Origin of the sequence: Micromonospora sp. RTGN7 (assembly GCF_033804645.1) — a bacterium.
Lineage (GTDB): Bacteria > Actinomycetota > Actinomycetes > Mycobacteriales > Micromonosporaceae > Micromonospora.
Genome location: NZ_JAPZLF010000009.1, coordinates 214,538 through 238,430, shown reverse-complemented (window position 1 = coordinate 238,430; position 23,893 = coordinate 214,538). Strand labels below are relative to the sequence as shown.

Sequence of the window (23,893 nt, the reverse complement as noted above, 5' to 3'; positions counted from 1 at the left end):
CCAGGGCCCCCTTCAACGTTCCGTTCCGGCTGGACGTCCGTTCAGAATGTGCCGGCCGTGTTGCACTTGGCCTTCTGGACGATGCAGTCCTTGACCCGGTGGCCGAGTGCCGCGTTGTCCCAGGCGAAGAACGAGTCGCCGTGCATCGACGAGGCCATCCCCGAGGCCAGCGTGAAGCCGTCGGCGCTGCCGCTGGTGGGGTAGGCGAAGACGAAGGAGATGTTCGGGATGGCGACCGGGAACGCGCCGCTGCACGTGCCGTTGGTGGAGTAGGCGACGTGCGACTTGTGGTCCGGGCTGTCCAGGTGGACGCCGTCCCAGCAGTCCTGGAACACGAGCTGGTAGTTCAGGTTGGCGGTCGGCGCACAGCGCGGCCAGTTGCCGTCGGCGCTGCGACCGATCTCGCCACCGGCGCCGGCGCACCAGAACTGGTTGGCCGCTCCCGCGGGGGTCGGCACCTGCTTCTTGGCGTCACCGGCGATCATCCGGAACCCCTGCGGGAACGGGACGGTCTTGGTCGGGTCGGCAAGGCGCGAACCGTAGTACACGACGAAGGTGCCACTCGGTTCGAGGGCGACGCCGTGCTCGTACAGGGTGGGCACCCAGTAGGCGGACTTGTCCTGGGTGGGCCCACAGCTCGTCGCGGTGTTGGCGAACAGGGACTCGGTGGTGGTGTTCGCGTCGGTGCTGCGGTTGCCGAAGAAGCTGTGCATGTGCGACGCGCCCGGTAGGCCCGGGAAGACGATCGGGTCGTCCTTCTTCGAGTGGCTGTAGGTGCACGTGGCGTTGAACTCTGGGACCCGCACGATGCCGGCGGGCACCGGGTTGATGGTCATGGCGTTGAACTCGGCGAGTTGGGTGTTCCACTTCGCCTGGTCCATCTTGAGCCAGCCCGCGCCGGCCGGGCCGGTGGGGCTGGGGGAGGCTGGGCCGCCCCCGGTGCCGAAGACCTGGAACTCCCACAGTGACGTGCCGTACTGGGTGGCGCGCTTGGTGGTGTTCAACCGCACGTACCGCCCGGAGCCGCTGACGGTGAGCGTCTGGACGTTGCCGGTGCCGTTGGCGGTGGTGTTGATCGTCGTCCACGTCGAGCCGTTGGCGGACGTCTGGACGTTGAAGTTGGTCGCGTAGGCGCTCTCCCAGTTGATGACCACGCGGGTGATGGTGGCCGTGGCACCCAGGTCGACCTGGAGCCACTGCGGGTCGCTGAACGCGCTCGACCAGCGGGTGCCCAGGTCACCGTCGACGGCTGCGGAGGCGGGCGTGCCACCGTTCTCGGTCGACGACGCCGTCGCCGGCCGCCCCTGTGACAGCGGGATCTCAGCAGCGTCGGCGCTGCTCAGCGCCTGAGTGGTGAGGACCGTGCCGGCCAGTGCGGTAAGAGCGACGCCGACCATCACGGTTCTCAGTCGCAATCGATGGCCGGGGCGGGGGGCCAACCGCTGCATGGGTTCCTCCTTGATGTCGTTTACGTTACGACCTCGCGAAAGAGCGCTCTCTCAGAGCCCCACTGTGGGCCGAATGTCGAAACATGTCAATGGATTGAGGGATCTGGGCGAGCCGACCGGCCGCTCACAAGGGCCGGGTCACTCCACCCCGGCGTACGAGTGCAGGCCGGTGAAGAAGAAGTTCACGCCGAAGAGGTTCATCAGCATGGTGAGGCAGCCGAGGATGGCGAGCCAGGTGGCCACGTTCCGCCGGACGCTCGGGGTGGCCCGGGCGTGCAGGTAGCCCGCGTACACCACCCAGGAGATGAACGCCCAGGTCTCCTTCGGGTCCCAGCCCCACGGCCGCCCCCACGCCGCCTCCGCCCAGATCGCGCCGGCGATCACCGCGAAGGTGAAGACCGGGAACGCGAAGGCGTGCAGGGTGAAGGTCAGCCGTTCCAGGCCGGCCGCCACCGGCAGCCGCTTCGCCAGGGTGTACGGGAAGCTGCGTCGGCCCCGCTCGTACCCGTTGCGCAGGAGGAACGCGATCGCCGGCACCGCGCTGAGCAGGAAGATGCCGGACGAGAAGCTGATCGTCGACACGTGCACGATGAACCAGTACGACCTGAGCGCCGGCATCAGCGGCACCACCTCGACGTACAGCTTCAGCTCGGCGAACGCCAGCAGCAGCACCATGACCAGGGTGAGGAAGAGCCCGAGACCGCGCAGCGACGGGCGCTTCCAGAGCACGCCGAGCCAGGCCGCCGTCCCGATGAACGAGATCGTCAGCACGAACTCGTACATGTTGCCCCAGGGCATCCGGTCGGCGGCGATGCCGCGGGTGACCGTGGCCGCGAGGTGCAGCGCGGCGGCGAGCACGGTGAGCACGACCGCGAGGCGGCCGGCCAGCCGGGCACCGCCCGTGGAGCGGTCGACCTGGGCCGGCGCGGCGGCCGGGGCGTCGGACTCCCCGGTCGTACCGCCGGCTGCGCCGACCCCCGCGCCGACCAGCTCGCGCGCGGGCGCGGCCGGTGCGACGGCCCGGGCGTTGCCCAGGGCGTACTCGACGGCGTGGCAGATCATCGCGACCAGGTACGCCAGGATCGCGAACGTGACCAACTGGTCGGAGAGTGCGGACATCACTCGGCTCCTTCTCGCGTCCCGGCCGGGCCGCCTTCGTCGCGCCCCGCACCGGCCGGACCGCCCGGCCTCCCGCCGCCGCTGACCGCGGCGACGAGCTGCGCGAACTCGTCGGCGAACCCTGGATAGTCGGTGCGCGGCAGGCCACCGGCCTCCACCAAGCTACTACCGCCCGTCGGAGATCCACTGGCCGGGTCGCCGGGCGGCGTCGCGGCACCCGGCGCCGGGGTCCCGGCGCCCGGCGTCACCCGGAACCAGACCCGGCGGCGCCGCCCGAACAGCGAGCCCATCAGGCCGACCAGCAGCACCGCCGAGCTGCCGAGCAGCACCGCCGAGCCGGGGTCGTACCGCACCGAGATGGTGATGTACGGCTTCGTGCCGACGAACTCCAGCACGCTGCCGTCGTCAAGCGTCCACTTCTCGCCGACCGCGAGCTTCTTGTCGCCGATCTGCTTGAGCTTGCCGTTGGTGACCTGGCGCTGGTCGAGCTGGTACACCGAGCCGGGGATGCCGGCGTCCATACCCAGGTTCCCCCGGTACGCCACGAGCACCACCGCCGGGTTGCCCTCGGTCGGGAACTCCGACCGGTTGAACGGGCCCTGCTGCGGGGCGGTGGGCAGGTAGAGCCCCTCGAAGGCGACCTGAAGGTTCGAGTCCCTCTTGCCGGTCTTCGGGTCGACGTTGACGTCCGGGAACGCGGCCAGGCCCTCACTGGTGAGGGTGGCGTCCCCCGAGGTCAGGAACGGGAGGTCGCTGGTCTGGGTCTTGCCGTACCGGTCGGTGTAACGCAGGATCGGCGCGTACCCGTGGCTGAGCAGGTAGACGTTGGCGTCGCCGAGGCGCAGCGGCGAGTTGACCGAGAAGGACTCGCTGCGGGTGGCCCCGCCGGACTCCTCCACGTCGACCGTGGCGCGGTAGAACTCCGGCTGCCCCGACTCCAGGAACCGCGCGTCGAAGTCGGTCAGGGTCAGGCAGAACGGCGGCAGGTCGGCGCTGTCCACCCGGGGGCCGAGTTCGGCCTCGGCGTACTGCTGGCGGGTGTTGCAGAACTGGTTCTCCGCGCCGGCCACCAGCAGCTTGTTGCCGTGCCAGCCGTACCAGGAGCCGAGGGCGACCCCGAGCAGCACGACGATCAGGGAGGTGTGGAACAGCAGATTGCCGGTCTCCTTGAGGTATCCCTTCTCGGCGGAGACCTCGGTGCCGCGTACCACCACCCGCCAGCGGCGGCGGCGCAGCTCGGCGGCGACGGCCTCGACGTCGGTGGCGACGCCCGGCAGCGCGACGTGCTGGGGCAGCCGGTCCAGGCGCTTCGGCGCGGCCGGCGGCTTCATCCGCAACGCGCGGAGGTGGTCGCGCAGCCGGGGGATGATGCAGCCGATCAGCGAGGTGAAGAGCAGCAGGTAGATCGCGGAGAACCAGACCGACCCGAACACCTCGAACGCGCCGAGCCGGTCGAGCTGTGGGGCCAGCTCCGGATGCTCGACGAAGTACTCGTTGACCTTCTCGATGTTCACCCCGCGCTGCGGCAGCACCGAGCCGGGAATCGCCGCGACGGCGAGCAGGAAGAGCAGGATCAGCGCCGTACGCATGCTGGTGAGCTGCCGCCACGAGTTGCGCAGCAGCGCCAGGAGCCGGTTGGACCGGCGGCGGGGTGCCTTGGCCGGGGGTGCCGGCCGGTCCTCGACAACCGTCATCAGATGCTCACCTCGCCCACGCCGACCGTCGTCTGCAACCAGATCACGAAGTTCGTCCACCCGCCGGTGACCAGCGCGAGGCCGATCAGCACCAGCAGCGCGCCGCCGACCCGGGTCACCCAGCGGCTGTTGCGCCGCACGGCGCGGAACACCCCGAGCAGGCGGTGGAAGCTCAGCCCGAAGACGACGAACGGTATCCCCAGCCCGAGGCAGTACGCCACGGCGAGCACCACGGCCCGGTCGGTCTGCCCGCCGGGGGCGGCCATCCCGAGCACTGCCGCGAGCGTGGGGCCGGTGCAGGGCATCCAGCTCAGCGCGAAGACCGCGCCGAAGACCGGGGCCCCGAGCAGGCCGGCGGCGGGCAGCCGGTTGATCCGGAACTCCCGTTGCAAGCCGGGGATCACCCCGACGAAGGCGAGCCCGAGCACGATGATCAGCGCGCCGGCGCCGATCTCCAGCGCCCGCTCGTACTGGATGAGGACCCGGCCCACGCCGGCGAAGAGGATCGCGGTCGCGGTGAAGACAGCGGTGAAGCCGGCGATGAAGAGCAACGTCCCGGCGAGCACCCGCCCCTTGACCGCCGCCGCCGTCCGGCTCCGTTCCCCGGCCGCCTGTCGTACGGCGACGCCGCCGCCTGCGGTCGCGCCCGCTTCGGCAGTGGCCTCCCCCGGGCCTGGGGCGTTAACCCGGGGCCCCTCCGCTACCGGAGGCGTTAACGGGGTGCCCTTCCTTTCGGAGTGGCCCTCCAGGTCGGCGCCGGCCAGGCCGGTGACGTACGACAGGTAGCCGGGGACCAGCGGCAGGACGCACGGGGAGAGGAAGCTGACCAGGCCGGCGAGCGCCGCCGCGCCGATGGCCAGCAGCAGTGGGCCGCTCTGGGCCAGGTCGTGGAAGGTCTCGCCCATCAGCGGGAGCCCTCGGGGGCGGGCTGCTCGGCCGCGATCCGCTCGACGACGGGCCGCAGGCGTTCCTGCGTGACCGCGGAGCGGATCACCACCGCGACCTTCCCGTCACGGTCCAGCACGACGGTGGCCGGGATGGTGGTGGGCGAGATGTCGAAACCGAGCGCGAGCCGGCTCGGCGGGTCGAAGATGCTCGGGTAGGTTACCCGGCCCTCCTCGAACGCGATCGCTTTGTCCCGGTTGTCCTGCACGTTGATGCCGAGGAAGGTCACCCCGGACGCCTTGGTGGCCTGGTAGGTGGCCTCCAGGTCGTCCGCCTCGGCCCGGCAGGGGGCGCACCAGGATCCCCAGAAGTTGACCACGACCACTTGGCCGCGGTCGTTCGTCACGTCGTAGCTGCCGCCGGTGAGCAGCTCGCCGGCCAGCTTCGGGGCGGCGGACCGCTGGTCGGGGGCGCACTCGATGACGCCGTCGGTGTTCGCGCAGCGCTCCTCCTGGCTGCCGGAGGAACAGCCGGCCAGCGCCGCCGTCGTCGTCACGGCCGCGAGGAGCCCCACGATCCACCTCCGGGCTGGCATCAGGCCCCCTTGGCCGTCCGGGCGGTCGGCGAGGTGGCGATCAGGTGGGCGGCCGGCTCGTTGTAGCCGATCCCGACCACCTTGGCGCCGTCGAAGTGGAACGAGGTCAGGCTGGCCAGGCCGCACTGCCGCTTGCGCGGGTCGTGCCAGAGCCGCTTGCGCTCGACGTGCCGGCGCAGCGTCCAGATGGGGAGCTGGTGGGAGACCAGCACGGCCTCGCGCCCCTCGGCCGCGACCCGGGCGGCGTTCAGGGCGGCGAACATCCGCTCGGCGATGGCCTGGTACGCCTCACCCCAGGACGGGGTGACCGGGTCACGCAGCACCCACCAGTTGCGCGGGTCGCGGAACGACCCGTCGCCTGGGGAGACCTTCTTGCCCTCGAACCAGTTGGCGCTCTCGATCAGCCGTTCGTCCGCCCCGATCGGAAGGCCGAACTGCTCGGCGATCGGCTCGGCGGTCTGCTGGGCTCGTTCGAGCGGGCTGGCCACCACGTGCACCACGTCGCGGTCGGCGAGCCCCTGGGCCGCCGCCTTGGCCATCTGCACGCCCAACTCCGACAGGCGGAAGCCGGGCAGCCGGCCGTAGAGGATCTGGGCCGGGTTGTGCACCTCCCCGTGCCGCAGCACGTGAACCACTGTCTTGCTCACCGCTGTTACCTCCCGTGACCCGCCGCTGCCGCCGCGTTCGCCGCCGTCGGCAGGGCGGCGGCGATCTGCTCCAAGGCGGCGTCGTCGATCGCCGCCGAGACGAACCACGACTCGAACGCGCTCGGCGGCAGGTAGACCCCGTCGGCCAGCATCGAGTGGAAGAACGCCTTGAACCCCGTGACCTGCTGGGTGCGCGCGCTGTCGTAGTCGACCACGTCGGCGTCGGTGAAGAAGACGGAGAACATGCTGCCCGCGTACGACAGCCGGTGCGGAACCCCGGCGGCGGCCAGCGCGTCGGAGGCGAGCTTGCCCACGACGGCGGCGGTGGAGTCGAGCCGGCGGTATACCTCGTCGTCGGCCAGCCGCAGCGTGGTCAGGCCGGCGGCGCACGCGAGGGGGTTACCGGAGAGGGTGCCGGCCTGGTAGACCGGGCCGGCCGGGGCGAGCCGCGCCATGATGTCCGCGCGCCCGCCGAACGCCGCGGCCGGCAGCCCACCCCCCATGACCTTCCCGTACGTCCACAGGTCGGCGTCGGAGGGGTCGAGGCCGTGCCACCCGGAGCGGGAGACCCGGAACCCGGTCATCACCTCGTCGACGATCAGCAGGGCACCGTGCGCGTGGGCGATCCGGGCGAGCTGGGAGTTGAACCCGTCGCGGGGGGCAACCACGCCCATGTTGCCGGCCGCCGCCTCGGTGATGATCGCAGCGATGTGCGGCCCCTCGGCGGCGAACGCCTCCTCCACGGCGGCGACGTCGTTGTATGGCAGCACGATGGTCTCGCCGGCCGCCGCTCCCGTGACGCCGGGCGAGTCGGGCAGGCCGAGGGTGGCCACGCCGGAGCCGGCGGCGGCAAGCAGGGCGTCGACGTGCCCGTGGTAGCAGCCGGCGAACTTGATGATCTTCGAGCGGCCGGTGAAGCCCCGGGCCAGCCGGATCGCCGACATGGTGGCCTCGGTGCCCGAGTTGACCAGCCGGACCTGCTCGACCGGGGTGCGGTCGACGATCTCGGCGGCCAACTCCACCTCGCCGGGCGTCGGGGTGCCGAAGCTGGTGCCCCGGGCGGCGGCGGCCTGGACGGCGGCGACCACCTCCGGGTGGGCGTGCCCGAGGAGCAGCGGGCCCCAGGAACAGACCAGGTCGACGTAGCGCCGGTCGTCCGCGTCGTAGAGCCAGGGCCCCTCCCCCCGGACCATGAAGCGCGGGGTGCCGCCGACGGCGTGGAACGCGCGCACGGGGGAGTTCACCCCGCCCGGCACGATGGCGCGGGCACGGGCGAACAGGGCTTCGGAGGCCGGCGCGTCGGCAGGGTAGCGGCCGAATCCGGCGGAAGAATTGTCGGTCACGATGGGGCCATTGTGTCAGCGCCCGACGGCGAATCGGCAGCCACCCCTGGCCAGGGTTACCGGGCTCACCCGGAGCGAACCGGCCGGACGGCGCGGCGGCCGCCTCAACGGGCCGTGGGGCCCGGTTCACGCTAGGCTGACCGGGTGGATCGTGCCGAACTGTCCATCACGGTACACCGGACGGGTGATGAAGTCGTACTTCGCCTCGCCGGTGAGATCGACATGCTCACGGCCACCCAACTCTCGACAGTCGTCAACGAGGTGCTCACCGATCCGCCCTCGCGGATCGTCCTCGACCTGGGCGGCGTCACCTTCTGCGACTCGCAGGGGCTGGGCACCCTGGTCGTGCTCAGCCGCAAGGCCAGCCGCGCGCAGAGCCTGCTCGTCCTGACGAACGTCGGCGACTTCCTGCTCCGCGTCCTGGACATCACCGGCCTCCGCTCGGCCCTGATGATCCGCAACGGCGCCCCCACCGACTGACCCACCCCCACCCCGCCCGCCCCACCCCACCCGGCCCCGCCCGGCCCCACCCGGCCCCGCTCGGCCCGGTGATCATGAAGTTATTGTCGATTCGTGCCCGAAATGTCGGCAATAACTTCATGATCAACGCAGCCGAGACCGGCGGGGCACGGGCCGGTGGGGGTGGGGGTGGGGATCGGTGGGAGTGGGAGTGGGGTGGGGTCGGGAGGGTGGGGGTGGGGTTAGGTGGGGAGGTCGCGGTGGCGGAAGGCGAGTAGACCGAGAGTGGCCAGGGCGGCGGCCGTGGCGGTCAGTGCCAGCAGCCCGGTGACGGGGACCGGACCGCCCAGCACCTGCGGGGTGTGGGTGAACGGGGACAGGTCGAGCAGCCACTGGCTCAGCTCCAGCACCGCGCCGAGTTGGCCGAGCAGCAGGCAGGCGGCGAGCGCCGACCACGCCGCCCCCGCGTTGATCCGGGGCGCCAGGCCGAACAACAGCACCGCCAGGCCGACCAGCACCCAGACCGCCGGCACGTGGGCCAGCGCCGCCCCGGTCAGCCGCGGCGTCGCGCCGGCGATGTCGGAGATGCTGAGGCCGTAGGCGAGCCCGGTCACCAGGCCGGTCACGCCCAGCATCACCGCCGGGCCGAGCAGGGCGAAGGACAGGTGGCTGAGGAGCCAGCGGGACCGGCTCACCCCGGTGGCGAGCACCGGCTCGGCCCGCTGGGCCGTCTCCTCGGCCCGCATCCGCAGCGCGGCCTGGATGCCGTAGCCGGCGGCGGCGAGCGCGACGATGCTCAGGGTCGTCCCGAGGTACGCCTCGGCGATCCCCGTCGAGCCGCCGAGCCGTTCCATCATCCGAGCCACCGTCTCGTTGCCGTCCACCGCGTCCCCGGCCGCCTCGGCGGCACCGCCGAGCACCGCGCCGAGGGCTGCCGCGCCAACCGTCCAGCCGAGCAGCGCTACCCGGTTCAGCCGCCAGGCCAGCCCCCACGGGCCGCCCAGGGCGGGGCCGGCGCCGGCCGGTCCGAGCTGCGGCGGCAGTACGCCGGCCCCGAGGTCCCGCCGCGCCGAGAGCCGGAACGCCAACGCGCCGACCAACGCGCTCCCCCCGGCGAGCAGCAGCAGCGGCCACCAGCGCTCGCCGGCGTACGGGTGGGTGCGCTGGGCCCAACCCAGCGGGGAGAGCCAGCTCAGCCACTCCGTCCCGCCCGCGTCCCCGGCGAGCCGGATCAGGTACGCCACCGCGAGCGCACCGATGCCCAGCCCTCGGGCGCCGCCCGCGCTCTCGGTGAGCTGGGCGGCGAGGGCTCCCACGGTGGCGAAGACCCCCCCGGCGAGGGCGACCGAGAGCCCGAACGCCAGGGACCCGGCCGCCGGCAGGCCGGCGGCGACCAGCCCGCCGGCCACGAGCAGCCCGAGCAGCAGATCGGCGGCGTACGTGACGAGCAGCGCGGCGGCGAGTCCGGCGTACCGGCCGAGGACGGTGGCGCCGAGCAGTTCCCGCCGGCCCGCCTCCTCCTCGGCGCGGGTGTGCCGGACGACGACGAGCAGACTGATCAGGCCGACGATCAGGTGCAGCAGCCCGGACCGCTGGGCGGCGAGCGCGCCGACGCTGTCGCCGTATGCGGGGCCGAGCAGCGCCACGATCGACGGGTTGCCGGCGGTGCCGGCCGCGTACTCGGCGCGCTGGGCGGCGGTCGGGTACAGCTCGGCGTACGTGGTGGCGTAGCTGGCGGGCAGGATCGCGATCAGCAGCACCCAGAGCGGCAGCAGCACCCGGTCCCGGCGCAGGATCAGCCGGACCAGGTGCCGGGTGCCGGTCACCGGGTCACCTCGGCGGGAGAGCCGGTGGAGGCCGCCGAGCCGTAGTGCCGCAGGAACAGCTCCTCCAGCGTGGGCGGCCGACTGACCAGGCTCCGTACGCCGAGCTCGGTGAGCCGGCGCAGCGCGGCGTCGAGCGCCGGGGCTTCCACGTCGAAGCGGACCCGGTCGCCGTCGGACCGCAGGTTGTGCACGCCGGCCAGCTCGGCCAGCCCGTGCGGCGGCCCGGACAACTCGGCGTCGACGGCCGTGCGCTGGAGGTGGCGCAGCTCGGCCAGCGTGCCGGTCTCCACGGCGCGGCCGTTGCGGATGATCGTCACCCGGTCGCAGAGCGCCTCGACCTCGCCGAGGATGTGGCTGGAGAGCAGGACGGTGCGGCCGTCGGCGCGGGCCCGGACCACCCAGTGCTGGAAGACCTCCTCCATCAGCGGGTCGAGGCCGGAGGTGGGCTCGTCGAGGATCAGCAGCTCGGCGTCGGAGGCGAGGGCCGCGACCAGGCCGACCTTCTGCCGGTTGCCCTTCGAGTAGGCCCGGCCCTTCTTGCGCGGGTCCAGCTCGAAGGCGGCCAGCAGCTCGTCGCGGCGGGCACGGTCGATGCCGCCGCGCATCCGGCCGAGCAGGTCGATCACCTCGCCTCCGGTGAGGTTGGGCCAGAGGGTCACGTCGCCCGGGACGTACGCCAGGCGGCGGTGCAGGGCGACAGCGTCCCGCCAGGGGTCGCCGCCGAGCAGGCGGACGGACCCCGCGTCCGCCCGCAGTAGGCCGAGCAGCACCCGGATGGCGGTGGACTTGCCCGCGCCGTTGGGTCCCAGGAAGCCGTGTACCTCACCAGCGCGGACGGTCAGCTCCAGCCCGTCGAGCGCCCGGGTCCGGCCGAAGGTCTTCACCAGGCCGGTCACCGTAATCGGAGTTTCCATACTTCAGAAGCTACAGTCGTTTCACAAAGTTGTGAAGACTGTGGAAGCTGAGGCACGATCAGATGCCCGACGACGCCGAGGAGAGCCGGATGATCACCGCCGACCCGCCCCGCCGCAACGACGAGGCGGTCCACCTCTTCGTCGAGCGGATGGCCATGGCCTTCGCCGAGGTCGGCTTCCCCCGGATGGCCGCCCGGGTGCTGTTCACGGTGATGAGCGCGGACGATGCGCTGACCGCCGCCGAGATCGGCGAGCGGCTCGAGGTCAGCGCGGCGGCGGTCTCCGGCGCGGTCCGCTACCTGACCCAGTTCGGGATGCTGGTCCGCGAGCCGGTGAAGGGCTCCCGCCGGGACCGCTACGGGCTGCCGGACAACCCCTGGTACGAGGGGACGATCACGAAGACCGGCCTCTACAAGAACTTCATCGACATCGCGGACGGAGGGGTCGACGCCCTCGCCGGTGGGAGCACCCCGGCCGGCGAGCGGGTCGCGGAGATGCGCGAGTTCTTCGTCTTCGTCCAGGAAGAGATCGACTCGCTCGGCGAACGCTGGCGGGCCCGCCGTGCCGCCACGGGCCACGGCGGGTAGGGCCGGCCGTTGAACATCCAGGGCGCGTTCGCGTACGCCGAGTCGTTCATGGACCTCTAGGCCCCGGCGGGCCGGCCGCCCCGGCTCAGCGGGTGCTGCCCCAGCGGGCCTGCTCCAGCAGGTCAACGGCTCGGCTTCGGGCCTCCGGGCCGTCGGCCCGGAGCAGGGTGGTGGCCTCGTCAACGGCGTCGGTGAGCGTGCGCCACTGCGTCTCGCGCTCCCGGACCAGGTCCGACTGGGCGGCGAGCTGCCGGGTCTTGACCCACAGCTCGACGAAGACCGACACCTTGGCCCGCAACACCCACGGATCGAAGGGCTTGGTCAGATAGTCGACCGCACCGACCGCGTAACCGCGCAGGGCGAGCTGGGCGTCCTTGTCGGCGGCAGTGAGGAAGATGATCGGCACGTGCCGGGTCCGTTCCCGCCGCTTGATGTGGCTGGCGGTCTCGAAGCCGTCCATGTCCGGCATCTGCGCGTCCAGCAGGATCACCGCGAAGTCGTCCACCAACAACTGCTTCAGGGCCGCCTCGCCGCTCTCCACGGCAACCGACTGCACCGGCAGACCCTGGAGGATGGCCTCCAGGGCCATCAGATTTTCCCGCCGGTCGTCAACCAACAGCGCCTTGGCCGTCTGAGTCACGCTCTCTCCTCGCCTTGGCTGCCGCTCACCCAGGATGCCATCAACTCGATGAGCTGGTCCAGGTCAACTGGCTTGGTGATGTAGTCGCTACCCCCCGCCGCGAGCGCGGACTCGCGGTCCCCCGGCATCGCCTTCGCGGTCAGGAAGACGATCGGAAGGTCGGCGAAGCGGTGGTTGCGGCGAATCTGCCGGGTGGTCTCGTAGCCGTCCTGGTCGGGCATCATCGCGTCCATCAGCACGAGGTCCACCTCCGGATGCTCGGCCAGCCGGCGGACACCGTCCGCACCGTTGTCCGAGTACAACACGGTCATACCGTGCAACTCCAATGCGCTGGTCAGGGCGAAGACGTTCCGCACGTCGTCGTCGATGATCAGCACGGTGACACCCGCCAGCTGGCGGGTGGCCGGCGTCTCTACCGACTGCGGCAGCTGCGGCGCAGGCAACAGCAGCGACGAGGGCAGGCCGGCCCGGGCCGGCGACGGCGGCGCCGGCGCGACCACCGAGTCCGGGGCCAGCACGTCCGGTACGTACAAGGTGAAGGCCGAGCCCTCCCCGGGCACCGAGCTGACGATGATGGAGCCGCCGAGCAGGCGGGCCAGGTCCCGGCTGATCGACAGCCCCAGCCCGGTGCCGCCGTACCGGCGGCTGGTCGTCCCGTCCGCCTGCTGGAACGCCTCGAAGATCAGCGACAGCTTGTCGTCCGAGATGCCGATGCCGGTGTCGACGACCGTGAAGGCGATCACCTGCCGGGCGTTGATCAGCGCCGGCACGTCGAAGACGACGTGCTCGGACGCCGGGGCGATCCGCAGCGTCACCGTCCCGCTGTCGGTGAACTTCACCGCGTTGGACAACAGGTTGCGCAGGATCTGCTGCAACCGCTGGGCATCGGTGACCAGCGCCGGGGGCAACTCCTCGGCCACCCGGACCTGGAAGTCGAGGCCCTTCTCCTCGGCCTGCGGGGCGAACGCCTGCTCGACGTACCCGCGGATCTCGACGAACCCGACCTCGGTCGGCTCGACGTCCATCCGGCCAGCCTCGATCTTGGACAGGTCGAGGATTTCGTCGATCAGGCGCAGCAGGTCCGAACCGGAGTCGTGGATGGTCCGGGCGAACTCGATCTGCTTCGGACTGAGGTTGCGCTCCGAATTCTCCGCGAGCAGCCGGGCCAGCAGCAGCAGCGAGTTCAGCGGCGTACGCAGCTCGTGGCTCATGTTGGCCAGGAACTCCGACTTGTACGCCGAGGCCCGGGTGAGCTGCTGCGCCTTGTCCTCCAGGCCGAGCCGGGCCAGCTCGATCTCCCGGTTCTGGGTCTCGATGTTCGCCTTCTGGTCGGAGAGCAGCTGGGCCTTGTCCTCCAGCTCGGCGTTGGTGCGCTGCAACTCGGCCGACTGTTCCTGGAGCTCGTGGGCGAGCCGCTGCGACTGGGCCAGCAGTTCCTCGGTGCGCCGGTTGGCCTGGATCGTGTTGACCGCGACGCCGATGGTGAGCACCAGCCGATCCAGGAACGACAGGTGCAACCCCGAGAAGGCGGCCACGCTGGCGAACTCGATCACGCCGAGCAGTTCGCCCTCGAAGAGCACGGGGAGCACCACCAGGTCGGCGGGTGGAGTGTCGGCCAGCCCGGAGCGCAGGGTGATCCGGCTGTCCGGGGAGGCGCTCACCCGGATCGTCCGGCGGGAGAGCGCGGCCTGCCCGACCAGCCCCTCACCGGGGCCGAACGTGACGTCGTGCCCCCGGGCCACATAGCCGTACGAGGCGGTCAGGCGCAGCCGCATGCTGCCGTCGGAGGTGTCCGCCAGGAAGAACGCGCCGAGCTGCGCGTCGACGAGCGGGGTCACCTCCATCATGATCATCCGGCAGACCTCACCCAGGTCCCGCTGCCCCTGGAGCAGGCCACCGATCCGGGCCAGGTTGGAGTCCAACCAGCCCTGCTCGGCGTTCTTCTTCGTCGTCTCCCGGAGGGTGACGATCATCTGGTTGATGTTGTCCTTCAGCTCGGCGACCTCGCCCTGGGCCTCGACCGCGATCCGCTGGGTCAGGTCGCCCCGGGTCACCGAGGTCGACACCTGGGCGATGGCCCGCAACTGGGTGGTGAGGGTGGAGGCGAGCTGGTTGACGTTCTCGGTGAGGTCCCGCCAGGTCCCGGAGACGCCCTTGACCTGCGCCTGCCCGCCCAGCTTGCCCTCGATGCCCACCTCCCGGGCCACCCGGGTCACCTCGTCGGCGAACGAACTGAGCTGGTCCACCATCGTGTTGACCGTCGACTTCAACTCCAGGATCTCGCCCTGCGCGTCCACGGTGATCTTCTGCGACAGGTCGCCCTTCGCCACCGCCGTGGTCACCGACGCGATGTTGCGCACCTGCGACGTCAGGTTCGACGCCATCGAGTTCACGTTGTCCGTCAGGTCCCGCCACGTACCGCTGACGCCCTTGACCTGCGCCTGGCCGCCCAGCTTGCCCTCCGTGCCCACCTCCCGGGCCACCCGCGTCACCTCGTCGGCAAACGAACTGAGCTGGTCCACCATCGTGTTCACCGTCGACTTCAACTCCAGGATCTCGCCCCGGGCATCCACGGTGATCTTCTGGCTCAGGTCGCCCTTCGCGACGGCGGTGGAGACCTGGGCGATGTTGCGGACCTGCGCGGTCAGGTTCGACGCCATCGAGTTCACGTTGTCCGTCAGGTCCCGCCAGGTGCCGGCGACCCCGCGCACCTGCGCCTGGCCGCCCAGCTTGCCCTCCGTGCCCACCTCCCGGGCCACCCGCGTCACCTCGTCGGCGAACGAACTGAGCTGGTCCACCATCGTGTTCACCGTCGACTTCAACTCCAGGATCTCGCCCCGGGCATCCACGGTGATCTTCTGCGACAGGTCGCCCTTCGCCACCGCCGTGGTCACCGACGCGATGTTGCGCACCTGCGACGTCAGGTTCGACGCCATCGAGTTCACGTTGTCCGTCAGGTCCCGCCACGTACCGCTGACGCCCTTGACCTGCGCCTGGCCGCCCAGCTTGCCCTCCGTGCCCACCTCCCGGGCCACCCGCGTCACCTCGTCGGCGAACGAACTGAGCTGGTCCACCATCGTGTTGACGGTGTTCTTCAGCTCCAGGATCTCGCCCTGGGCGTCCACGGTGATCTTCTGGCTCAGGTCGCCCTTGGCGACGGCGGTGGAGACCTGGGAGATGTTGCGGACCTGGCTGGTGAGGTTGCCGGCGAGCTGGTTGACGTTCTCCGTGAGGTCCCGCCAGGTGCCGGAGACCCCGCGCACCTGCGCCTGACCGCCCAACTTGCCCTCGATGCCCACCTCCCGGGCCACCCGGGTCACCTCGTCGGCGAACGAGCTGAGCTGGTCCACCATCGTGTTGACGGTGTCCTTCAACTCCAGGATCTCGCCCTGCGCGGCGACGGTGATCTTCTGCGACAGGTCGCCCCGGGCGACGGCCGTGGAGACCTGGGCGATGTTGCGGACCTGCGCGGTCAGGTTCGATGCCATCGAGTTGACGCTGTCGGTGAGGTCCTTCCAGGTGCCCGCGACATTCGGCACCTCCGCCTGGCCGCCGAGCTTGCCCTCGGTGCCCACCTCCCGGGCCACCCGGGTCACCTGCTCGGCGAAGAGCCGCAGCGTGTCGGTGAGCGAGTTCATGGTGTCGGCCAGCTCGGCGACCTCACCCTTCGCCGACACGGTGATCTTCTGCGACAGGTCACCCCGGGAGACCGCCGTGGCCACCTCGGAGATCGACCGCACCTGGTGCGTCAGGTTCGACGCCATGGTGTTCACCGAGTCGGTGAGGTCCTTCCAGGTGCCGGCGACCCCGCGCACATCGGCCTGGCCGCCGAGCTTGCCCTCGGTGCCCACCTCCCGGGCCACCCGGGTCACCTCGTTGGAGAAGGACGAGAGCTGGTCGACCATGGTGTTGACCGTGCGGCCGATGCGCAGGTACTCGCCGCGCAGCGGGCGGCCGTCGATCTCCAGCGCCATCTGCTGGGAGAGGTCGCCGTCCGCGACGGCCACAATCACCCGGGCGATCTCGGTCGTTGGGCGGCCGAGATCGTCGATCAACGAGTTGACGGCCCGCTGGCCCTCCGCCCAGGAGCCCTCCAACCCCTCCTCGTCGAGACGCTCGGTGAGCCGGCCGTCCCGGCCGACGACCCTGCTGATCCGGCGCAGGTCGAGGTGCTGGCGCTCCTGGACCGCCACCACGTCGTTGAACGCGTCCGCCACCTCGCCGGCCGCTCCCGCACGGCGGGGCAGCCGGACCTTCAGGTCACCGCCGCGCACCCGGCGCAGCGCCTCCACCAGCTCGCCGAGCAGGGCGGCCTGGTCCGGCGCGGACGGGTCCGCGGCTAGCGACTGTTTCGCCGTGGTCATCATTCCTCGCTCAGTTCGGGGCCGCCGGGACCTGCCCGGCACACCAGCCATCCCATCATTGTGCCCGGACCGGCGTCGATGCCGCGCCGCGCGCCCGCCCGCCACGCCAACCGGTCACCGTACGTAGACCCTGCTCACGGCCCTGGGAATCCGACGCCGGCCGGGCGGCCTGCGCCGACTCCGGCGGCGGCGGCACTCCCCCGGCCGGGGGACCATGGCGGACGCCGCACCTGGTCGGCTTGGCTTACGGCCTGCCGCAATGCAGGATACGGAGGTGTCAGCGGAGGCGGGGCCGGCGATCTTCGACGGTCCGGACGAACGCGTCCGGCGCGTACGGCTACCCGCCGACCAGCGGACGCCGGCCGCCGCGCGCGCCCTCGTCCGGTCCGTGCTGGCCGCCGCACGCCTCGACGACCTGCTGAACGAGGCCCTGCTGCTGACCACCGAGCTGAGCACGAACGCCGTGGAGCACGCCCGCACCGAACTGGACATCGAGGTCATCGCCGACGACGTCGGGCTCACCGTCACGGTCTCCGACTTCGCCGCCGGGTCGGTCGACGAGCTGACCGTCGGCGTCCGCAACGACAGCTCCGAGATCAACGAGGTCTCCGTCCGGGGCCGGGGCCTGCTGCTGGTGGATCACTTCTCCAGCCGGTGGGGCACCACGTACCTGCCCACCGGCAAGGGGGTGTGGTTCCGGCTGGACCGGCCCGACGCCACCGAACAGCCGGGAAACGCCGGGCCGCAGGCCGGCACCGCCTGGGGCACCACCGTGGCGCACGCCGGCGGGGGCACCGCCGCCGAGCACCCGGGGCCGAGCGCCGGGGCGATGAGCGAGCTGATCCAGACCACTCCCGACCAGTACGCCGAGGACCCGTTGCCGGACTTCGCCGGCGAACTGCTCACCCGGTTGGCCGAGATGGTCGGCGCCGCCGGTGGCCTGGTTCGGCTGGACCGGGGCGACGGGCAGGGCACCCAGGTGCTGGCCCGCTACGGCCGCGCACCGCGCGCCGGCAACGAGCTGCTCCGGGTGCCACTGGCGGTGCACCGGCCGTACGCCGGGGAGCTGGAGTTGGACGCAGCCCCCTCGACGTACGCCCGACCGCTCGCGGTGCTGACCGCCGAGCGGCTCTCGTTGCACCTGGAGAACGACCGGCTGCGCCGGGCCGACCGACGCCGGCAGTCCTGGCTGACCTTCCTGGCCGAGGCGAGCGAACTGCTGGCCCAGTCCCTGGACGTCGAGCTGACCATGGCGCTGATCCCGCAGCTGGTGGTCCCCCGCCTCGGCCAGTGGTGCGCCGTGCACACCGCCGACGAGTGGGGGCGGCTACGGCTCGCGGCGGCCACCCACGCCGACGAGTCGGTGCTGCCGCAGCTGGACAAGGTGCTCCGGGAGACGGGGCCGGACTCGGTGCAGGCGCGGCTGCGCGAGGCGTCGCGGACCGGTTCGCAGGTGCCGCTCGGCGGGCCGATGGAGGGCTTCGCCGTCCCGCTGGTCGCTCGCGGCCAGCGGCTCGGCACCCTGGCGGTCGGTCGCCACCAGCGCCACCGGCACGACGCGGACGAGATCGCCGTGCTGGAGGACGTGGCCCGCCGGGCCGCCCTGGCCATCGAGAACGCCCGCATCCACGCCGAGCGGCGTCGGGTGGCGCAGACCCTCCAGCGGTCGCTGCTGCCGCCGGTGCTGCCGGTGGTCGACGGCATCGGCTTCGCCGCCGAGTACGTGCCGACCGGCGACGAAGCGGAGGTCGGCGGCGACTTCTACGACGTGCTCCCGCTGCCCGACGGCCGCTGGCTGGTGGTGATCGGCGACGTCTCCGGCAAGGGGGTCGAGGCGGCGGCGGTCACCGGGCTGGTCCGGGACGTGATCCGGGTGCTGGTCAGCGACGGCAAGCCGCTGCCGGAGGTGCTGCGCCGGCTCAACGAGACGCTGGTCGAGCGGGGCGGTGGGCGCTACTGCACGCTGGCGCTGGCGGCAGTCGGGCTCGACGACGACAACTACCTCGACGTGGCCCTGCACCTGGCCGGCCACGACCAGCCCGTGCTGCTGCGGGCGGGCGACGGGGCCGCCTTCGTCGGCACGGGTGGCACCGCCCTCGGCCTGCTCGACTCGATCAGTTCACCGACGGCGCAGGTCCGGCTCGCCCCCGGCGACTCGCTGATCTTCTACACCGACGGGGTGACCGAGCGTCGCCGGGGCCGGGAACTGTTCGGCACCGAGCGGTTGCGGGAGTCCGCCGCGCCGCTGGCCGGGTATTCCGCCGACGTGGTGGCCGCCCGGTTGCGCTCCACCGCGATCGGCTTCTCGGTCGAGGCACCCCGCGACGACATCGCCATCCTGGTGCTCCGCAACGACGCCGGCTGACCCCGGCAGACCCTGTCCTCCGACCCCGTGCCGGCCGGCGGCTCCCGGTTCAGCGGCCGCCGGGGAGGCGGCCCGGGGCCAGTCGCTGGTGCGGGTCGAGATAGTCCTTCGCCGCCCGCAGTTGGGACAGCGAGGTCAGCTCGCCCCACAGGTCGACCGCCTGCCGCACCGACGGCGGCGCCGCGACCACCACGCACCGGCCGCGCCGGGCGAGCAGCGTGTTGCGTACCCCGGTGACGATCGACGCCACCCGCTCGGCGGGCAGCGAGCCCGGCAGGGCCGCGTACAGCACGCCGTGCCCGGCGGAGCCACGGATGGGGACCGGGCTGCCGGCCACGTCGCGCAGTGCGTAGGCGCCCGCGCGCAGGTCGGTGGCGGGCACCTCGATGCGTAGCGCGGTCTCGCCGGGACTGAACGGGTAGTGCCCCCACCACGCCGGGGCCGAACGGTCGGCCGTCGCCTCGTCGCCGAGCAGGCCGAGCAGGCCGTCCGCCCGCTCGGAGACGTCGGCGGGATCGCCCTCCAGCAGAATCGTCAGGGCGCCCACGCTGGCCGTCGGCAGCGGGCGCCGGAACATCGAGGGGTGTTGGGCACGGGCGACCGCCTCCGGATCGTCGGGGTGCCGCGGTGGGCGCGTCCGGTTCGCCCGGGCCTGCAGGTCCAGCTCGACGGCGGCCGGGTCGACCGGGGCGGCGAGCACCACCCGGACCAGGTCGTACGCCTCCGCCGGGCTGCCCACCGGGCGGGTGACCCAGACCCGGCTCACCGGCACGGGCTGGACCCGCAGGGTGGCCGAGACCAGCACCCCGAGCCCACCCTGGGACCCGCAGAGCAGCCGGGCCAGCTCCAGGCCGGGCGTGCCGCCACCGGCACTGGTCAGCTCACCGTCGGCGTTCAGGTAGCGCACCCCGACCAGTTGCTCGCCGGGACCGCCGTGCCGGTGCCGCAGCGGCCCGGACTCGTCGGCGGCCAGCACCCCGCCGAGGGTGGCCCCGAGCGACGGCGCGTCGAGGGCGAGCCGCTGCCCGGTGCGTGCCAGCACCGCCTGCGCCGCCCGCAGTGGAGTGCCCGCGCCGATCTCGACCACCGGGCCGCCCGCCGGCTGGTGGCCGATGCCGGCCAGCCGGCCGGTGTCGAGCATGATGTCGACCTGCTCCGGAGCGGCGCCCCAGTCGATCTTCGTGCCGGCGCCGCGGGGCACCACAGTCAGGTCGTTCGCGGCGGCCAGCCGGAGCACCTCGGCGGCGGCGGACGAATCGCCGGGCACCGCCACCCACCGCGCCAGCCGCCCGGCGACGTCGTCGGCCGCGCCCGCGGACCGGGCGAAGGACGGCCCGCAGATCTCGGTGAGTTGACGGATGATGCCTCTTGCCCCGGATCGGTCGGTCGACCGCGCTGCTGTCGCCATGGCAGATATAGTACAGGTGTTCGAACGATTCGACTGCCCGCCGTCGAGGTAGCGGCCCGACCTGGCTTTCCGCCCGCCGACGGCGGGGCCCGCCGCGCCGCAGCGGCACCGGTCAGCCGGTGACGCGTCCCCGGGGACGGCCCTCCGGCCGGTAACCTGGCCGGCGTGACCACCGAGATCCCGCCCGTCGCCAAGCAGGTCCCCGCCGAGCGCGTCCACCACGGCGACACCGTCGTCGACGAGTACGCCTGGCTGGCCGCCAAGGACGACCCGGAGACGATCGCCCACCTGACGGCGGAGAACGCGTACACCGAGGCGCGCACCGCGCACCTGGAGGAACTGCGCGGCACCCTGTTCGAGGAGACCCGCCGCCGCACCCAGGAGACCGACCTGTCGGTGCCGGCCCGCAAGGACGGCCACTGGTACTACACCCGCACGGTCGAGGGCCAGCAATACGGCGTGCAGTGCCGTCAGGCCGTCCGCGACGGCGAGACCGAGCCACCGGTCAGCATCGACGGCGCCCCCCTCGATGGCGAGGAGGTGCTGCTCGACGGGAACCTGCTCGCGGAGGGGCACGACTTCTTCTCCCTCGGCGCGTTCGACGTCAGCCCCGACGGGCGTTGGCTGGCGTACTCGACGGACTTCAGCGGCGACGAGCGGTTCACCCTGCGGGTCAAGGACCTCGGCACCGGCGAGGTGCTGGCCGACGAGGTGCCGGACACCTTCTACGGCACGGCCTGGTCGGCGGACGCCTCGGTGCTCTTCTACGTCACGGTGGACGACGCCTGGCGGCCCCACCAGGTCTGGCGGCACCGGATCGGCACCCCGTCCAGCGAGGACGTCGTGGTCTACCAGGAGGACGACGAGCGCTTCTGGGTCGGCGTGGAGCTCACCCGGTCGGAGAGGTTCATCCTCATCGACATCCACAGCAAGATCACCAGTGAGGTGCTGGTGATCCCGGCCGGCAACCCCACCGGCGAGCCGGCGATCATCGCCCCTCGCCGGCAGGGCGTGGAATACGCCGTCGAGCACCACGGGCACCGCTTCCTGATCCTGCACAACGACGACGCCGAGGACTTCGCGCTGGCGTACACCTCGGCGGACGCGCCGGGCGACTGGGTGCCGCTGATCCCGCACACCCCCGGCACCCGACTGGAGTCGGTGGACGCCTTCGCCGACCACCTGGTCGTCTCGCTGCGCAGCAACGGGCTGACCGGGCTGCGGGTGCTGCCGGTCGGCGGCGGCGACGGCCACGACATCGACTTCCCGGAGCCGATCTACAGCGTCGAGCTGGACAGCAACCCGGAGTACCACACCCGGCAGGTCCGGCTGAGCTACGCCTCGCTGGTCAGCCCCCGCTCGGTGTACGACTACGACCTGATCACCCGGGAGCTGACGCTGCGCCGGCGCAAGCCGGTCCGCCCCGGCCCGGACGGCCGGGAGTACGACCCCGCCGACTACGAGCAGCACCGGGACTGGGCGCTCGCCGACGACGGCACCCGGGTGCCGATCTCGCTGGTCTGTCGGGCCGGCACCCCCCGCGACGGCTCCGCCCCCTGCGTCATCTACGGGTACGGCTCGTACGAGGCGAGCATGGACCCGTGGTTCTCCATTCCCCGGCTCTCCCTGCTGGATCGGGGGGTCATCTTCGCGGTGGCGCACATCCGGGGCGGCGGCGAGCTGGGCCGGCGCTGGTACGACGAGGGCAAGCTGCTGGCCAAGAAGAACACCTTCACCGACTTCGTGTCCTGCGCCCGGCACCTGGCCACGTCCGGCTGGACCTCGGCGGACCGGCTGGTGGCCCGGGGCGCGTCGGCCGGCGGCCTGCTGATGGGCGCGGTGGCCAACCTGGCCCCCGACGCGTTCACCGGCGTCGTCGCGCAGGTGCCCTTCGTGGACGCGCTGACCTCGATCCTCGACCCGTCGCTGCCGCTGACCGTCACCGAGTGGGAGGAGTGGGGAAACCCCCTCGAAGACCCCGAGGTGTACGCGTACATGAAGTCGTACACCCCGTACGAGAACGTGGCCCCGGTGGACTACCCGGCCATCCTCGCGGTGACCAGCCTCAACGACACCCGGGTGCTCTACCACGAGCCGGCGAAGTGGATCGCCCGGCTGCGCGCGGTCGCCCCGCACGGCGACTACCTGCTCAAGACCGAGATGGGTGCCGGGCACGGCGGCCCCAGCGGCCGGTACGACTCCTGGCGCGAGGAGGCGTTCGTCAGCGCCTGGATCCTCGACCGCCTGAAGGCGTAAGGAAGGGCACCTTGTTAACGCATTCGGTATAGGAAGGGCACCCTCCTAACACCGGAGCCGTGGGTAGACGGAGGCTCAGGGGGCGGTGGTGATCAGGTCGGCAAGAATCGTCGGGTCGACGTTGCCGCCGGTCACCACCGCGACGGTACGCCCGGCCGGCAGCTCCCCGGCGCGGAACAGCCGGGCGGCCGTCGCCACCGCCCCGCTCGGCTCGACCACCAGCCGGGCGTCCCTGATCAGCCGGCCCGCCGCCGCCCGGATCTCCTCCTCGGTCACCGTGACGATGCCGTCGAGGCGGTCCCGCAGGTGGGCCAGGGTCAGCTCGGAGAGCCCGGTGCGCAGCCCGTCCGCGCAGGTGCGGTAGGTCAGCTCGACGCCCCAGGGCACCACCCGGCCGGCGGCGAGCGACTCCCGGGCGTCGGCGGCGAGTTCCGGCTCGACGCCGATCACGGCGGCCGACGGGCGCAGCGCCCGCAGCGCCGTGGCGACCCCGGAGGCGAGGCCGCCCCCGCCGACCGGCACCAGCACCACGTCCACGTCGGGCAGGTCGTCGACGATCTCCGTGCCGATGGTGCCCTGGCCGGCGATGACCCGCCGGTCGTCGAAGGGCGGGATCAGCGTCGCCCCGGTCTCGGCGACGATCCGTTGCGCCTCGGGCAACCGCTGCGCGGGCGGGACGAGCAGCACCGTCGCCCCGAACGCCCGCATCCGGGCGATCTTCACCGCCGGGGCGCCCGCCGGCACCACCACCGTGCACGGCACGCCGGCCGCCCGCGCCGCGTACGCGAGGGCCTGGCCGTGGTTGCCGGACGAGTGGGTGACCACGCCCCGGCTCCGCCCGGCCTCGTCGAGGCGGGCGACCGCGTGGGTGGCGCCCCGCAGCTTGAACGAGCCGACCGGTTGCAGGCTCTCCGGCTTCAGCCACAGCGCGTCGTCCCAGGGGGCCCGGAGCAACGGCGTGTGCAGGACAGTCGGGGCGATGTCGGCGGCGGCGGCCCGGATGTCGTCGAGCGTCACGAGGTCCATAGGGTCATCCTGCCGCCGACGACCCGCCCGTCCGGTCGCCGCAGTTACAACTTCGATCATCAGGCATGGGTAACCGCGATAACGCGTCGATGACCAGCACTCCCTTCACGCAACAAGCACAACGACCGCAAATGCCCCAAGGTGGGCTATTCGGGCATATCCAGTCGCGCAGAAATCCCTGCTCCGCCGCCATCCCCGCACGCGGGTGGACATCGGCACACCTGATTGATTTACTTGCATAGGCCACACGGGGATATTGTAATGTTTGGCATCTTGGGCACTCTTCGCCTTACGGATAAGGCGGAATGCGTTATAGT

At 72.0% G+C, this 23,893-nt stretch carries 17 protein-coding genes; 4 read left to right on the top strand and 13 right to left on the bottom strand.

Translation table 11 applies throughout. The annotated features are described in order from the left end of the window. Nucleotides 1-41: 41 nt before the first annotated feature. The 7 genes from SNR22_RS16200 to hemL all read right to left on the bottom strand — a co-directional run bounded on the left by SNR22_RS16200 (nt 42) and on the right by hemL (nt 7,731). Complete coding sequence (locus tag SNR22_RS16200; protein ID WP_320067397.1) at nt 42-1,448, bottom strand: DUF1996 domain-containing protein; 1,407 nt, start codon at nt 1,446-1,448, stop codon at nt 42-44. A gap of 138 nt (nt 1,449-1,586) precedes the next feature. Then, the gene (gene ccsB, locus SNR22_RS16195) at nt 1,587-2,567 is read right to left on the bottom strand and encodes a c-type cytochrome biogenesis protein CcsB (protein WP_320067396.1); all 981 of its coding nucleotides are present in this window, start codon (nt 2,565-2,567) and stop codon (nt 1,587-1,589) included. After that, the gene (locus tag SNR22_RS16190) at nt 2,567-4,261 is read right to left on the bottom strand and encodes a cytochrome c biogenesis protein ResB (RefSeq protein WP_320067395.1); all 1,695 of its coding nucleotides are present in this window, start codon (nt 4,259-4,261) and stop codon (nt 2,567-2,569) included. Before SNR22_RS16190 ends, ccsB begins: the two co-directional genes overlap by 1 nt. Beyond that, complete coding sequence (locus SNR22_RS16185) at nt 4,261-5,166, bottom strand: cytochrome c biogenesis CcdA family protein (protein WP_320067394.1); 906 nt, start codon at nt 5,164-5,166, stop codon at nt 4,261-4,263. Before SNR22_RS16185 ends, SNR22_RS16190 begins: the two co-directional genes overlap by 1 nt. Then, the gene (locus SNR22_RS16180) at nt 5,166-5,741 is read right to left on the bottom strand and encodes a TlpA disulfide reductase family protein (RefSeq protein ID WP_320067393.1); all 576 of its coding nucleotides are present in this window, start codon (nt 5,739-5,741) and stop codon (nt 5,166-5,168) included. Before SNR22_RS16180 ends, SNR22_RS16185 begins: the two co-directional genes overlap by 1 nt. After that, the gene (locus tag SNR22_RS16175; RefSeq protein WP_320067392.1) at nt 5,741-6,388 is read right to left on the bottom strand and encodes a histidine phosphatase family protein; all 648 of its coding nucleotides are present in this window, start codon (nt 6,386-6,388) and stop codon (nt 5,741-5,743) included. Before SNR22_RS16175 ends, SNR22_RS16180 begins: the two co-directional genes overlap by 1 nt. A 5-nt stretch (nt 6,389-6,393) precedes the next feature. After that, nucleotides 6,394-7,731: a glutamate-1-semialdehyde 2,1-aminomutase gene (gene hemL, locus SNR22_RS16170; protein WP_320067391.1), complete on the bottom strand. Its 1,338-nt coding sequence runs from the start codon at nt 7,729-7,731 to the stop codon at nt 6,394-6,396. Nucleotides 7,732-7,875: 144 nt separating this feature from the next. Here hemL and SNR22_RS16165 point away from each other — a divergent pair, with 144 nt between their 5' ends. Continuing rightward, nucleotides 7,876-8,211 carry an STAS domain-containing protein gene (locus SNR22_RS16165; RefSeq protein WP_320067390.1) on the top strand — a complete coding sequence of 112 codons (336 nt, stop codon included), beginning with the start codon at nt 7,876-7,878 and terminating at the stop codon, nt 8,209-8,211. Nucleotides 8,212-8,432: 221 nt separating this feature from the next. Here SNR22_RS16165 and SNR22_RS16160 read toward each other — a convergent pair whose 3' ends face one another. Both SNR22_RS16160 and SNR22_RS16155 read right to left on the bottom strand, forming a co-directional pair. Beyond that, nucleotides 8,433-10,016 carry an ABC transporter permease gene (locus tag SNR22_RS16160; RefSeq protein ID WP_320067389.1) on the bottom strand — a complete coding sequence of 528 codons (1,584 nt, stop codon included), beginning with the start codon at nt 10,014-10,016 and terminating at the stop codon, nt 8,433-8,435. Next, nucleotides 10,013-10,930: an ABC transporter ATP-binding protein gene (locus SNR22_RS16155; RefSeq protein WP_320067388.1), complete on the bottom strand. Its 918-nt coding sequence runs from the start codon at nt 10,928-10,930 to the stop codon at nt 10,013-10,015. Before SNR22_RS16155 ends, SNR22_RS16160 begins: the two co-directional genes overlap by 4 nt. 62 nt (nt 10,931-10,992) lie before the next feature. On the opposite strand from SNR22_RS16155, the gene SNR22_RS16150 reads away from it, so the two are divergent. Then, the gene (locus SNR22_RS16150; RefSeq protein ID WP_320067387.1) at nt 10,993-11,517 is read left to right on the top strand and encodes a helix-turn-helix domain-containing protein; all 525 of its coding nucleotides are present in this window, start codon (nt 10,993-10,995) and stop codon (nt 11,515-11,517) included. Nucleotides 11,518-11,602: 85 nt separating this feature from the next. On the opposite strand, the gene SNR22_RS16145 is transcribed toward SNR22_RS16150, so the two are convergent. Continuing rightward, nucleotides 11,603-12,157, bottom strand: coding sequence for a two-component system response regulator (locus SNR22_RS16145; RefSeq protein WP_320067386.1), 555 nt, complete (start codon nt 12,155-12,157; stop codon nt 11,603-11,605). Then, nucleotides 12,154-16,521, bottom strand: a complete 4,368-nt coding sequence (locus SNR22_RS16140) for a HAMP domain-containing protein (protein WP_320067385.1) — start codon at nt 16,519-16,521, stop codon at nt 12,154-12,156. The genes SNR22_RS16145 and SNR22_RS16140 overlap by 4 nt, the downstream gene beginning before the upstream one ends. A 274-nt stretch (nt 16,522-16,795) precedes the next feature. Between SNR22_RS16140 and SNR22_RS16135 the strand changes: the two genes are divergently transcribed. Then, entirely contained in the window at nt 16,796-18,886 is a 2,091-nt protein-coding gene (locus tag SNR22_RS16135; RefSeq protein WP_320067384.1) for a SpoIIE family protein phosphatase, read from the top strand. 49 nt (nt 18,887-18,935) lie between these two features. Here SNR22_RS16135 and SNR22_RS16130 read toward each other — a convergent pair whose 3' ends face one another. After that, nucleotides 18,936-20,294: an FAD-binding oxidoreductase gene (locus SNR22_RS16130; protein ID WP_320067383.1), complete on the bottom strand. Its 1,359-nt coding sequence runs from the start codon at nt 20,292-20,294 to the stop codon at nt 18,936-18,938. A gap of 165 nt (nt 20,295-20,459) precedes the next feature. Here SNR22_RS16130 and SNR22_RS16125 point away from each other — a divergent pair, with 165 nt between their 5' ends. Then, entirely contained in the window at nt 20,460-22,550 is a 2,091-nt protein-coding gene (locus tag SNR22_RS16125; RefSeq protein WP_320067382.1) for a S9 family peptidase, read from the top strand. Between the two features lie 75 nt (nt 22,551-22,625). On the opposite strand, the gene SNR22_RS16120 is transcribed toward SNR22_RS16125, so the two are convergent. Then, entirely contained in the window at nt 22,626-23,576 is a 951-nt protein-coding gene (locus SNR22_RS16120; RefSeq protein WP_320067381.1) for a threonine/serine dehydratase, read from the bottom strand. Nucleotides 23,577-23,893 lie beyond the last annotated feature (317 nt).

Bases quoted from the DNA above. Each gene is read 5' to 3' on its own strand.
- SNR22_RS16200 (WP_320067397.1), bottom strand. From the start codon at position 1,448: ATGCAGCGGTTGGCCCCCCGCCCCGGCCATCGATTGCGACTGAGAACC.
- ccsB (WP_320067396.1), bottom strand. From the start codon at position 2,567: ATGTCCGCACTCTCCGACCAGTTGGTCACGTTCGCGATCCTGGCGTAC.
- SNR22_RS16190 (WP_320067395.1), bottom strand. From the start codon at position 4,261: ATGACGGTTGTCGAGGACCGGCCGGCACCCCCGGCCAAGGCACCCCGC.
- SNR22_RS16185 (WP_320067394.1), bottom strand. From the start codon at position 5,166: ATGGGCGAGACCTTCCACGACCTGGCCCAGAGCGGCCCACTGCTGCTG.
- SNR22_RS16180 (WP_320067393.1), bottom strand. From the start codon at position 5,741: ATGCCAGCCCGGAGGTGGATCGTGGGGCTCCTCGCGGCCGTGACGACG.
- SNR22_RS16155 (WP_320067388.1), bottom strand. From the start codon at position 10,930: ATGGAAACTCCGATTACGGTGACCGGCCTGGTGAAGACCTTCGGCCGG.
- SNR22_RS16150 (WP_320067387.1), top strand. From the start codon at position 10,993: ATGCCCGACGACGCCGAGGAGAGCCGGATGATCACCGCCGACCCGCCC.
- SNR22_RS16140 (WP_320067385.1), bottom strand. From the start codon at position 16,521: ATGACCACGGCGAAACAGTCGCTAGCCGCGGACCCGTCCGCGCCGGAC.
- SNR22_RS16130 (WP_320067383.1), bottom strand. From the start codon at position 20,294: ATGGCGACAGCAGCGCGGTCGACCGACCGATCCGGGGCAAGAGGCATC.
- SNR22_RS16120 (WP_320067381.1), bottom strand. From the start codon at position 23,576: ATGGACCTCGTGACGCTCGACGACATCCGGGCCGCCGCCGCCGACATC.